This window comes from Streptomyces sp. AV19 (assembly GCF_015999245.1).
Classification (GTDB): Bacteria; Actinomycetota; Actinomycetes; order Streptomycetales; family Streptomycetaceae; genus Streptomyces.
In genome coordinates this window covers 1,043,786-1,055,751 of sequence record NZ_JAEAMR010000007.1, presented here as the reverse complement: position 1 = coordinate 1,055,751, position 11,966 = coordinate 1,043,786, and the positions used below count along the sequence as shown (strand labels likewise).

General features: G+C 75.6%; 10 protein-coding genes. 2 read left to right on the top strand and 8 right to left on the bottom strand.

Annotation, left to right across the window (positions count from 1 at the left end):
* Positions 1-556: 556 nt before the first annotated feature.
* The 5 genes from I5Q34_RS14450 to hutU form a co-directional block, all read right to left on the bottom strand.
* Positions 557-1,249 carry an aspartate/glutamate racemase family protein gene (locus I5Q34_RS14450; protein WP_199892578.1) on the bottom strand — a complete coding sequence of 231 codons (693 nt, stop codon included), beginning with the start codon at positions 1,247-1,249 and terminating at the stop codon, positions 557-559.
* Positions 1,250-1,319: 70 nt separating this feature from the next.
* The gene (hutI, locus tag I5Q34_RS14445; RefSeq protein ID WP_199892577.1) at positions 1,320-2,489 is read right to left on the bottom strand and encodes an imidazolonepropionase; all 1,170 of its coding nucleotides are present in this window, start codon (positions 2,487-2,489) and stop codon (positions 1,320-1,322) included.
* Between the two features lie 32 nt (positions 2,490-2,521).
* Complete coding sequence (locus I5Q34_RS14440) at positions 2,522-3,862, bottom strand: formimidoylglutamate deiminase (protein ID WP_199892576.1); 1,341 nt, start codon at positions 3,860-3,862, stop codon at positions 2,522-2,524.
* Entirely contained in the window at positions 3,853-5,040 is a 1,188-nt protein-coding gene (locus I5Q34_RS14435) for an allantoate amidohydrolase (RefSeq protein WP_199892575.1), read from the bottom strand. Before I5Q34_RS14435 ends, I5Q34_RS14440 begins: the two co-directional genes overlap by 10 nt.
* Before the next feature lie 203 nt (positions 5,041-5,243).
* Positions 5,244-6,908, bottom strand: a complete 1,665-nt coding sequence (gene hutU, locus I5Q34_RS14430) for a urocanate hydratase (RefSeq protein ID WP_199892574.1) — start codon at positions 6,906-6,908, stop codon at positions 5,244-5,246.
* 133 nt (positions 6,909-7,041) lie between these two features.
* Between hutU and I5Q34_RS14425 the strand changes: the two genes are divergently transcribed.
* Positions 7,042-8,442 carry a diaminopimelate decarboxylase gene (locus I5Q34_RS14425; protein ID WP_199892573.1) on the top strand — a complete coding sequence of 467 codons (1,401 nt, stop codon included), beginning with the start codon at positions 7,042-7,044 and terminating at the stop codon, positions 8,440-8,442.
* Here the strand turns inward: I5Q34_RS14425 and I5Q34_RS14420 are convergent.
* On the bottom strand, positions 8,426-9,010 hold the full coding sequence (locus I5Q34_RS14420) for a hypothetical protein (protein ID WP_199892572.1): 585 nt from the start codon (positions 9,008-9,010) through the stop codon (positions 8,426-8,428). The two genes, I5Q34_RS14425 and I5Q34_RS14420, sit on opposite strands and share 17 nt — an antisense overlap.
* Before the next feature lie 179 nt (positions 9,011-9,189).
* On the opposite strand from I5Q34_RS14420, the gene I5Q34_RS14415 reads away from it, so the two are divergent.
* A complete protein-coding gene (locus I5Q34_RS14415; protein ID WP_199892571.1) occupies positions 9,190-9,333 on the top strand; it encodes a hypothetical protein in 144 nt (47 codons plus the stop codon).
* A 318-nt stretch (positions 9,334-9,651) separates the two neighbouring features.
* On the opposite strand, the gene I5Q34_RS14410 is transcribed toward I5Q34_RS14415, so the two are convergent.
* Together I5Q34_RS14410 and I5Q34_RS14405 are read right to left on the bottom strand one after the other, a co-directional pair.
* The gene (locus tag I5Q34_RS14410; protein ID WP_199892570.1) at positions 9,652-10,512 is read right to left on the bottom strand and encodes a MurR/RpiR family transcriptional regulator; all 861 of its coding nucleotides are present in this window, start codon (positions 10,510-10,512) and stop codon (positions 9,652-9,654) included.
* Positions 10,513-10,573: 61 nt separating this feature from the next.
* Complete coding sequence (locus I5Q34_RS14405) at positions 10,574-11,947, bottom strand: AMP-binding protein (protein ID WP_277965269.1); 1,374 nt, start codon at positions 11,945-11,947, stop codon at positions 10,574-10,576.
* Between the last annotated feature and the right edge of the window lie 19 nt (positions 11,948-11,966).

Below are 11,966 nucleotides of genomic sequence, written 5' to 3'. Positions count from 1 at the left end.
CGCAACAGCGTGCAGCGCCTCGCGAGCCCCCGCCGCGAGGCGCTGCACGCTGTTGCGGCGGGGGCGGGGCGGGGACCCGAGAGGCGCGCCACGGGCACGGGCCGGAGGGGTCGCCGCGGGACGCGGGCCGGAGGAGGCGCCGCTGGGCGCGGGCCCGAGGAGGCATCGCAGGCGCGGGCCCGAGGGGTCACCGCGACCGCAGGCCCGAGGAGGCACCGCAAGCGCGGGCCCGAGGGGTCACCGCGACCGCAGGCCCGAGGAGGCACCGTAGGCGCGGGCCCGAGGAGGCACCGCCGGGCGCGGGCCCGGAGGGGGCGCCACGGGCGCAGGCTTGCCTGGGCCCGTCCCGGCCCAGGGGTGCAGGGGGCGGAGCCCCGGCCGGGGTGCGGGGCGGAGCCCCGGCCACCGCCCGAAGGGCGGTCGGGGGTCCGGGGTCTCCCCGGGAAACGGTGAAAGGGCGGGGCCGGGGCAACCCCAACCCGTCCGGCACCCGAAGGACCACCGCGCGGAGCACCGTCGCCCGCCACAGCACGGGCCGCCGCCCCGAGGCACCGCCTCAGCCGCGCAGCGCCAGCTCCACCGCCGCCTCGGCGTGCAACCGCGCCGTGGGAAAGACCGGCACCGGGCTGTCCTCGGCGCCCACCAGGAGCTCGATCTCCGTGCAGCCCAGCACGACGCCCTCCGCGCCGGCGGCGACGAGGCCGCGGATGATCTCCCGGTACGCGGCGCGCGACTCCTCGCGGACGACGCCGGCGCACAACTCCTCGTAGATGACCCGGTGGACGGTCCGCCGGCCCTCCTCGTCCGGGACGAGGACCTCCAGGCCGCCGGCCGCGAGGCGGTCCTTGTAGAAGTCCTGCTCCATCGTGAACGCGGTGCCCAGCAGGGCGACCCTGCGCACGCCCGCCGAGCGCACCGCCGCGGCGGTCGCGTCCGCGAGGTGCAGCAGGGGGACGGAGGTCGCGGCGGCCACCTGGTCAGCGACCTTGTGCATGGTGTTGGTGCAGATGAGGAGCAGTTCCGCGCCCGCCGCCTCCAGCGCCTTCGCGGCACCGGCGAGGACCTCTCCCGCCTCCTGCCAGCGCCCGGCCGTCTGGAGCCGCTCGATCTCCGCGAAGTCCACGGAGTACAGCACGCACTCGGCGGAGTGGAGGCCGCCGAGCCGCTCGCGGGTCAGCCGGTTGAGCAGGCGGTAGTACTCGGCGGTGGACTCCCAGCTCATGCCGCCCAGCAATCCGATCGTCTTCATCGGATCACCTTCGCCGCACGGCGGCCCCGGCGCAACGGAGTTGCGGCGCGTCCGTGGTCACACCGCGTGGTCACACCGCGTGGACGCCCCGCTTCCAGACCGCCGACACCAGCGGGACGCCCGGCCGGTAGGCGAGGTGGACGTGCGAGGGCGCGTCGAGCAGGACGAGGTCGGCGCGGGCGCCGGGGGCGATCCGGCCGACGTCGGTGCGGCGCAGGGCCGCCGCGCCGCCGGCCGTGGCGGACCACACGGCCTCGTCGGGGGTCATCCCCATGTCCCGCACGGCCAGGGCGACGCAGAACGGGACGGAACTGGTGAAGGACGAGCCCGGGTTGCAGTCCGTGGAGAGCGCGACGGTGACACCCGCGTCGAGCAGCCGGCGCGCGTCGGGCCACGGGGCGCGGGTGGAGAACTCCGCGCCGGGCAGCAGCGTCGCGACGGTGTCGCCCTGGGCGAGGGCGTCGACGTCCGCGTCGGTCAGGTGGGTGCAGTGGTCGGCGGAGGCGGCGCCGAGTTCCACGGCGAGCCGGACGCCGGGGCCGTGACCGAGCTGGTTGGCGTGGACGCGCGCCTGGAGCCCCTTGGCGAGGCCCGCTTCGAGGACCGCGCGGGACTGGTCGCCGTCGAAGGCGCCCTTCTCGCAGAAGACGTCCACCCAACGGGCGTGCGGCGCACAGGCGTCGAGCATCTCGCCGGTGACCAGGGCGACGTAGCCGTCCGGGTCGTCCGCGTACTCGGGGGCCACGACGTGGGCGCCGAGGTAGGTGACCTCGTCGGTGTGGGCGGCGGCGATGCGCAGTGCGCGGGCCTCGTCGTGGGTGCTCAGCCCGTAGCCGGACTTGGTCTCCAGGGTGGTGGTGCCCTGGCGCAGCGCCTCGTCCAGGTAGCGGCGGAGGCCCGCCTCCAGCTCCGCGTCGCTCGCCGCGCGGGTGGCGGCGACGGTCGTGCGGATGCCGCCGGCGCTGTAGCTCCGGCCCGACATGCGGGCGTTGAACTCGGCGGTGCGGTCGCCGGCGAAGACCAGGTGGGAGTGGGAGTCGACGAAGCCGGGCAGGGCCGCGCGGCCGCCGGCGTCGACGGCGTTGTCAGTGGCGGGTGCTTTGCTTGTCCCGCCGACCCAGACGACGCGGTCGCCGTCGATGACGACGGTCGCGTCCTGGACCAGGCCGAGGGGACCCGTGCCGAGGGAGGTGTCGTTGGTGACGAGACTGCCGATGTGGGTGATGGCCGTCGTGGTCATGGGGGTGTGGTCGTCCTTCTGTTCCTACGGCGTCAGCTGTGGAGGGCGGCGATCGACTCGGCGAGCGCGCGGGGCACGTCCGGTACGAGCAGGTGGTGCCCGTCGCGGACGATCTGCCGGCCGCCGGTCACCACGTGCCGTACGTCCGCTGCCGTGGCCGCGAATACGGCCGTCTCGGCGCCCAGTTCGGGTCCCGGCCCCGCGGTGCGGACGGAGTCCAGCGCCACGGTGGTGAGGTCCGCGAGCGCGCCCGGCTCGATGCGGCCGGCCTCGTGCCAGCCGAGGGCGGCGTGGCCGTCGGCGGTGGCGGCGCGCAGCAGTTGGCCGGCGGTCCAGTGGCCCCGGCGGTGGGTGCGCAGCCGCTCGTCCAGCTCCATGGCGCGGGCCTCCTCCAGGAGGTCGACGACGGCGTGGCTGTCGCTGCCGAGGGAGAGCGGCGAGCCGGCCTCCTGGAGGGCGCGGGCGGGGCCGATGCCGTCGGCGAGGTCGCGCTCGGTGGTGGGGCACATGCACACCCCGGTGGCCGAGCGGCCCAGCAGCCGGATATCGCCCGGGGTGAGGTGGGTGGCGTGGACGGCCGTGGTGCGCGGGCCCAGCACGCCGTGGTCCGAGAGCAGCGCGGTGGGCGTGAAGCCGTACGCCTCGACGCAGGCGTCGTTCTCGGCGGTCTGCTCCGAGAGGTGGACGTGCAGCGGGGCCTCGCGCTCCTCGGCCCAGGCGGCGACGGTCGCCAGCTGCGCGGCGGGGACGGCGCGCACGGAGTGGACGGCGGCGCCGACGCGGGCGTGGTCCGAGGGTTTGAGTCCGGCGGCCCGCTCGGCCCAGGCGTCGGCGGTGCCGTCGGAGAAGCGGCGCTGGTGCCGGTTGGGCGGTTCGCCGAATCCGGAGGAGAGGTAGGCGGTGTCGAGGAGGGTGATGCGGATGCCGGCTTCGCCGGCGGCGGCCATCAGGGCCTCGCCCATGGCGTTGGGCCCGTCGTAGGGCGTGCCGTCCGGGGCGTGGTGGAGGTAGTGGAACTCGCCGACGCAGGTGATGCCGGCGAGGGCCATCTCGGCGTAGGCGGCGCGGGCGAGCGCGAAGTAGCTGTCGGGGGTGAGCCGGTCGGCGACGCCGTACATGACGTCGCGCCAGGTCCAGAACGTCCCTTCGCCGGCCTGCACGGTGCCGCGCAGGGCGCGGTGGAAGGCGTGCGAATGGGCGTTGGCCAGGCCCGGGAGTGTGAGGCCCCGCAGGGTCTCCGCGCCCGGCGGGGGCGTGGCGGTTCCCGTGCGGACGGCCGTGATCCGGCCGTCCGCCACGTCGAGCGCCACGCCTGGCTCGACGCGGTCGCCGAGCCAGGCGTGCTCCGCCCAGAAGGTCGTGGTCACCGGCACGCGAGGCCCTCCAGTACATCGGCGAGTGCGGTCACACCGGCGAGGCAGTCGTCCTCGGCGGCCGTCTCGGCCGGCGAGTGGGAGACGCCGGTGGGGTTGCGTACGAACAGCATGGCGGTCGGGACGCTCGCGGAGAGGATTCCGGCGTCGTGTCCCGCCCCGGTGGGCAGGACGGGGACGCCGCCGAGCAGTCCGGCGATCCGGTCGCGCAGGTCGTGGGCGAACTCGACGACGGGGGTGAACGACTCGCGGGTGACGCGCACCTCGACGCCGTCCCGCCGGCCGCGGTCGACGGCGGCGCGCTCGATCTCGGCGACGACCTCGGCGAGGGTCTCCTCGTCGGCGGCGCGGGAGTCCAGCCAGGCGCGCACGAGCGAGGCGATGGCGTTGACGCCGTTGGGCTCGACGCCAACCTTGCCGAAGGTGGCGAGGGCGCCGGCAAGGCGGGCCTTCTTGCGGGCGGCCAGGACGGTGTTGGCGTAGGTGAGCATCGGGTCGCGGCGGTCCTCGATGCGGGTGGTGCCCGCGTGGTTGGCCTCGCCGTGGAAGTCGAACCGCCAGCGTCCGTGCGGCCAGATCGCGGAGGCGACGCCGACGGGGTGCGGCGTCTCGGCCAGGGCGCGCCCCTGCTCGACGTGCAGTTCCACGAACGCGCCGATGCGGGCGAGGCGTTCGGGGTCGGGCCCGATGGCCTCCGGGTCGTGACCGGCGCGCTCCATGGCCCGCGGCAGCGAGATGCCCTCGGCGTCGCGGAGTTCGTGGGCCTTGTCCACGGTGAGCTGTCCGGCGGTGAGCCGGGAGCCGACGCAGGCGAGCCCGAAGCGGGCACCCTCCTCGTCGCCGAAGTTGACGACGGCGAGGGGACGGGAAGGGCGGGCGCCGCGGGCGCGGAGCTCGTCGAGGGCGGCGAAGGAGGAGACGACACCGAGAGGGCCGTCGAAGGCGCCGCCGTCCGGGACGGAGTCCAGGTGGGATCCGGTGACGACGGCGTCGCCGGCGGAGGGGTCGCCGAGCCAGGCCCATTGGTTGCCGTTGCGGTCCAGCTCGTAGGCGAGCCCGCGGGTCTCGGCCTGGGCGCGGAACCAGTCCCGGCAGTCGGCGTCGGCGCCGGTCCAGGCGAAGCGGCGGTAGCCGCCGCTTTCGGCCGAGCGGCCGATGGGCGCGAGGTCGCGCCACATCTCGTGGAAGGAGGGGCCAGTGGCGGTGGCACCTGCGGCGGGCTCCTCCCCAGCCCCACCCCTTCCCGAAACCGGGGGCTGCGCCCCCGGCCCCCCGAAACCGCGCTCCGCGCGGTTGTCCTCAAACTCCCCCAGAGGGGGTGCCCCCAGACGGGCTGAATTGCCGGCCCGTGCCGAGGAAGCCGAGGAATCCGAGGAATCCGTCACGCGCCGTCACCCTCCCGCATGGGAATGCGGACCCCGCGGTCCTCCGCGACCGACTCCGCGATGTCGTAACCCGCGTCCACATGACGGATCACGCCCATACCCGGATCGTTCGTCAGCACCCGCCGGATCTTCTCGCCCGCCAGCGCCGTCCCGTCGGCGACCGTCACCTGGCCCGCGTGAATGGAGCGGCCCATGCCGACGCCACCACCATGGTGGATCGACACCCACGACGCCCCGGACGCCACGTTGACCATCGCGTTCAGCAGCGGCCAGTCCGCGATCGCGTCGGACCCGTCGAGCATCGCCTCCGTCTCGCGGTACGGCGAGGCCACCGAGCCGCAGTCGAGGTGGTCGCGGCCGATGACGACCGGCGCGGACAGCTCGCCGCTCGCCACCATGTCGTTGAAGCGCTCGCCGGCGCGGTCCCGCTCGCCGTAGCCGAGCCAGCAGATGCGGGCGGGCAGGCCCTGGAAGTGGACGCGCTCGCCGGCCAGCTTGATCCAGCGGGCGAGGGACTCGTTCTCGGGGAAGAGGTCGAGGATGGCCCGGTCGGTGGCGGCGATGTCCTTGGGGTCGCCGGACAGCGCGGCCCAGCGGAAGGGGCCCTTGCCCTCGCAGAACAGCGGCCGGATGTAGGCGGGGACGAAGCCGGGGAAGTCGAAGGCCCGCCCGTAACCCGCGAGTTGGGCCTCGCCGCGGATGGAGTTGCCGTAGTCGAAGACCTCGGCACCCGCGTCCTGGAAGCCGACCATGGCCTCCACGTGCCGGGCCATCGACTCCCGCGCGCGGCGCGTGAAGTCGGCCGGCTTCTCGGCCGCGTACGAGGCCATGTCGGCGAAGTCGACGCCGACCGGCAGATAGGCCAGCGGGTCGTGGGCGGACGTCTGGTCGGTGACGATGTCGATCGGCGCGCTCATCGCCAGCAGCTGCGGGAGGAGTTCGGCCGCGTTGCCGAGGACGCCGACGGACAGCGGGCGCCGGGCGTCGCGCGCCTCGACCGCCAGCTGGAGGGCGTGGTCGAGGGAGTCGGCCTTCACGTCCAGGTAGCGGTGCTCGATGCGGCGCTCGATGGCGCGCGGGTCGCAGTCGATGCAGATCGCGACGCCGTCGTTCATGGTGACGGCGAGCGGCTGGGCACCGCCCATCCCGCCGAGCCCGGCGGTCAGGGTGATCGTCCCGGCCAGGGTCCCGTCGAACTTCTTCGCGGCGACCGCGGCGAACGTCTCGTACGTGCCCTGGAGGATGCCCTGGGTGCCGATGTAGATCCACGACCCGGCGGTCATCTGGCCGTACATGGTGAGCCCGAGGGCCTCCAGCCGGCGGAACTCCTCCCAGTTGGCCCAGTCGCCGACGAGATTGGAGTTGGCGATCAGGACGCGCGGCGCCCACTCGTGCGTCTGCATGACGCCGACCGGCCGGCCGGACTGGACGAGCATGGTCTCGTCCTGCTTGAGCGTCCGCAGGGTGCGGACCATCGCGTCGAAGGACCGCCAGTCGCGGGCCGCCTTGCCCGTGCCGCCGTAGACGACGAGCTTGTCGGGGTGCTCGGCGACCTCGGGGTCGAGGTTGTTCTGGAGCATCCGCAGAGCGGCCTCCTGCTGCCAACCCAGGGCACTGAGCCCGGTTCCTCGCGGCGCTCGCACGGGTCGCGGTCCTGACATGGGCCCTGCCTCCCTGGGACTGACTGAATAGAACACTGCACATATTGCGGCGCTGAATAGCCCTAGTCAACAGGTGGGGGCGCTCCGGTGCGCACCCATGGCATACCCGCCCCCGCGGTGGTGAAGTAACCCCATGAGCCTCCTCGGGAACGACCGGGCCGCCCGGCGGGACGCCGCCGTGCGGGCGGCGGTGGCACAGGGCCTGGTGAGCGAGCGGGAGCCGGTCGTCGGGCTGCTGGACGTGGCCGGCGTCCGCGCGTCCGCCGCCGCGCTGCGGGAGGCGTTCGCGGAGGTGCTCCCCGCGAACGCCGCAAGCCCTGGACGCCCCGGCAGCCCCGCAAGCCCCGGCTCCGGCGGCGTGCTGCACGCCTTCGCCGTCAAGGCCGCCTCCCTCGTCCCCGTGCTGCGGCTGCTCGCCGACGAGGGGCTGGGCTGCGAGGTCGCCAGCCCCGGCGAGCTGGCCCTGGCGCGCGCGGCCGGGATCCCCGCCGACCGGATCGTGCTCGACTCCCCCGCCAAGACGGTCGCCGAGCTGCGCGAGGCGCTGGCGCTGGGCGTCGCCGTGAACGTGGACAGCCGCGCGGAGCTGGACCGGCTGGACGCGCTCGTCGGGCCCGCCGGACCCGCGGGCCCGGCCGCGTCCGCGCTCGGCGTGCGCGTCAACCCGCAGGTCGGAGGCGGTGCCATCGGCGCGATGAGCACGGCCACGGAGACCTCGAAGTTCGGGGTGGCGCTGCGCGACCCCGGGGCCCGCGCCTGGCTGCTGGAGGCGCACGTGCGGCGGCCGTGGCTGACCCGGCTGCACGCCCACGTGGGCTCGCAGGGCTGTCCGCTGGAGCTGATGGCCGAGGGCGTGCGGATCGTCTACGAACTGGCCGAGGAGATCAACGAGGTCGCCGGGCGGCGGCAGATCGACACCCTGGACATCGGCGGCGGGCTGCCCGTCAACTTCGCCTCCGACGAGACCGTCCCCGGCCACCGGGAGTACGCCCGCCTCCTCGCCGCCACCGTGCCGGGCCTCTTCGACGGGCGCTACGGCCTGGTCACCGAGTTCGGCCGCTCGCTGATGGCCAAGAACGGCATGGTGGTGGCCCGCGTCGAGTACGCCAAGTCGGCCGGGGGCCGCCGGATCGCGGTGACCCACGCGGGCGCGCAGGTGGCCACGCGCACGGTCTTCGCGCCCGGCGCCTGGCCGTTGCGGGTGGCCGCGTACGACGCGCACGGGCTGCCGAAGACGGGCGGCCCGGTGCCGCAGGACGTCGCGGGGCCGTGCTGCTTCGCGGGCGACCTCGTCGCCGTGGACCGCGAACTGCCGCCGCTGGCGACGGGCGACCACGTCGCACTGCTGGACACGGGCGCGTACTACGTCTCCAACCACTTCGCCTACAACGCGCTGCCCCGGCCCGGGATCCACGGCTGGCTGGAGACGGCCCGGCGGGTGCGCTTCGCCCCCGTGCGCGGCCCGCAGACCCTCGACGAGCTCGTCGCCGAGAGCGGCGGCGCGCACGTGGACGGGCTCAGCGCGCTGCGCTGACCGCCGTCGCCGTGCGGCGGGCACCGCCCGGGGCGGCGTCGCCCGCCGCGAGCCCGGTGGTCAGATAGCCGCGCACGCCCTTGGCCGCGGGGCTGCCCCCGGCCCACTCGGTGCGCACCCACAGCAGGCCGCCGGTCCGCCGCTCCAGGCCGCCCAGCCAGCGGGCCTTGGCCCACAGGCCGGCGCCCAGCCCGGCGAGCGCCATGCCGCCGGCGGCCGGCAGGACGAGCGAGGAGGCGACGGCCGCGGGGAAGGCGAGCGCGAGCCACCGGCGGCGGCCGCGCCGCCAGGCGCGCGCGGTCACGGCGCGGTCCTGGAGGAGGACGGACTTGCCGGCGCGGGACGCGCCGCGGGCCAGTTCCGCGTAGCGGCGGCGCCGGGCGGTGAACGCGACGGCCGCCGCGGCCAGGAACAGCACGGCCCCGGCGAGGACGCCGATCCGGCGGCCCGTCAGCCCCGGGACCGCCGCCCCGATCCCTGCCGCCAGGACCCCGGGCCACCACAGCCAGCAGGCCGGAGCCCGTACGATCACCGCAACCCGCGCCACCGCGTAACCCCCGCGTCCCATGCCGAACCTCCTCACACCGGTGGATTCCAGGCGCAGGTTAGCGGGCGATTCTGAGGAGGGTCTGAGAACGCTGCGGGTGATACCCCGGTATGAGGCCGGGCTTGGCTCCCCCGTACGACGCGGGCGCCGCCCGTGACGCGCTACCTTTCGGGCCGTCAGGTCGGGCGGGAGGAGCGGAAATGCCGGTGGACAGGCGGGCGTTGCGGCGGCGGGCCGTGGTCGCGGTGGTGGCGTTGGGGCTGACGGGTCTGCTGAGCGTGTTCGGCGGGGCGCCGGAGGCGGGGGCGACGGCGGGGGCGACGACTGCGGTGCGGTGCGGGTAGCGGGTTTTTTTCTCCCCGCCCCGCCCTTTCACCGTTTCCGCAGCAGCGCGCTGCGCGCGGGGGCAACGCGGCTGCGCCGCGTTCGTCCTCAAACGCCGGACGGGCTGAATGCCCTCTCCGGGGAGTTTGAGGACAGCGCCCGGAGGGCGCTTCGGGGGTCAGGGGCGCAGCCCCGAAAAGGGGTCCAGGGGGCGGAGCCCCCGGCGGGGCGCAGGGGCGGAGCCCCGCCCACCGCGCGGAGCGCGGGCCCGGCGCGCCGCGGGGTGGCACAGAGGCGCAGCCCCTGTGAAAACGGTTCAGGGCGGGCCGAGGGCACCCTCACTCCACGAACAACCCCCGCGCCGCCGCCCGCGCGTCGAACTCCTCCAGCCGCGCCTGCGCGTCCGGCAACGCGTCGCACATCGCCTCCAGCAGCACCCGCCCCAGCAGCATCGGCGCACACGCCGTGTCGAAGGCCAGGCCCGTGCCGACGGCGGCGGGCAGCAGCAGGTCGCTGTGGCGTGCCACGGGCGCGAACGTGGAGTCGGCGACCGTGACGACGGTCAGCCCCGCCCCCTGCGCGTACTCCAGCGCCTCCACCACCTCCCGCGGATGCCGCGGCAGCGCGAAGCACAGCAGCGCGCTCGCGCCGGCCCGTACCGCCCCGTCGACGCGGTCGACGAGCAGCGACCCGCCCTCGTCCAGGAGCCGCACGTCCGGATGGACCTTGCGGGCGAAGTAGGCGAAGCCGCCCGCCTGGGCGGTCGCGGCGCGCAGGCCGAGCACCGGCAGCGGGCGGGACGCGGCGAGCAGCCGCCCGGCCCGCACGACGGGCGCGGGGTCGGCGAGCAGCGACGCGAGGTGCCGCAGGTTGTCGATCTCGGCGTGGACGGCCTGCTGGTACTCGTTGTACGCGCCGGCCTCGGCCGCCGGCCCGCCCGGCACCGCCTCGCGCAGGTGGCGGCGCAGCGCCGGGTAGCCGTCGAAGCCGAGGGCGACCGCGAAGCGGGTCACCGACGGCTGGCTGACCCCGGCGAGCTCCGCCAGCTCCACGCTGGAGAGGAAGGGCGCGTCGGCGGCGCGGCGCACCATGCAGTGGGCGATGCGCCGCTGGGTGGGCGTCAGCCGGTGCCCCTCGAAGAGTTTCTGCAGCCGCGCGGTGGCCTCCGGCGCCGCACCGGTCCCGCCGGTCTCCGTCATCGGCCCTCCATTCATCGACTCCCGGCCCTGCATGAAATTATGCAGCCACCCCGGCCGGGGCTCACACCGGAGGCAGCAGCTTCTTCTGCGGCTTGCCCATCGCGTTGCGCGGCAACGCCTCCAGGAAGCGCACCCGGCGGGGCCGCTTGTGGACGGACAGCCGCTCGGCGACGAAGTCGATCAGCGCCTGCTCGCCGACCCCGTCCGCCACCACGTAGGCGACGATCTCCTGCCCGAGGTCGTCGTGCGGCACGCCCACGACGGCGGCCTCGGCGACGGCCGGGTGGTCGAGCAGCGCGTTCTCCACCTCGCCCGCCCCGATGCGGTAGCCGCCGGACTTGATGAGGTCGGTGGAGGCGCGGCCGACGATGCGGTGCGTCCCGTCGTCCTCGATGGCGGCGATGTCGCCGGTGCGGAACCAGCCGTCGTCGGTGCGCACCGCGGCCGTGGCCTCCGGCCGGCCCAGGTAGCCCGAGAAGAGGGTCGGCCCCGACACCTCCAACTCCCCGATGCCGCCGCCCCCTTCCACGGCGGCCAGGCGCGTCCGCGTCCCCGGCAGCGGCACGCCGACGCAGCCCGGCCGGCGCTCGCCGTCGGCGCGGGCGGCGACCGTGATCAGCGTCTCGGTCATGCCGTACCGCTCGACGGGCCGCTGCCCGGTGAGCGCCTCCAGGTCACGGAAGACGGGGGCGGGCAGCGCGGCGCTCCCGGACACCAGGAGCCGGGCGCCGCTCAGCCGCCGCGCGGAGGCGGGGTCGCGGACGACGCGGGACCACACGGTCGGTACACCGAAGTACAGGCTGCCGCCCGCCGCGGCGTACGCCTCGGGGGTGGGCCGCCCGGTGTGCACCAGCCGGCAGCCGGTGCGCAGCGCGCCCAGCACGCCGAGGACCAGGCCGTGCACGTGGAACAGCGGCAGCCCGTGGACGAGTGTGTCCTCCGCCGTCCACTGCCAGGCGTCGGCGAGCCCGTCGAGGCCGGCCGCGACGGCGCCGCGTGGTATCAGCACGCCCTTGGGCGCGCCGGTCGTGCCGGAGGTGTAGAGGACGAACGCCGTTGTCCCCGGCTCCGGTTCGGGACCGGACCAGGCGGCGCGCTCCGCCGGGTCCACGGGCAGGCCGACGCCGTCGTCCCCCGCGGCGCCGAGGACGAGCTCGGCGCCGGAGTCCCGGATGATGTGGTCCCGTTCCAGCGGCCCCGCGTCCGGCGGCAGCGGCACCACGGGCACACCGGCGAGCAGGCCGCCGACCACGGCGGCGACCGTCTCGGCCGTCGCCGTGGCCCGTACGGCGACGGAGGACGCCCCGGCGATCCGGGCCGCGACGGCGCCGGCGGCGCCGAGCAGGTCCTCCCGGGAGAGGACGCGGCCCGCGACGGACAGGGCGTCCGGCCGGTCGGTCCCGTCGAACGGCAGCAGCGGTTGCGGTTCGGTCACGGACGGCTCCTTCCATGGG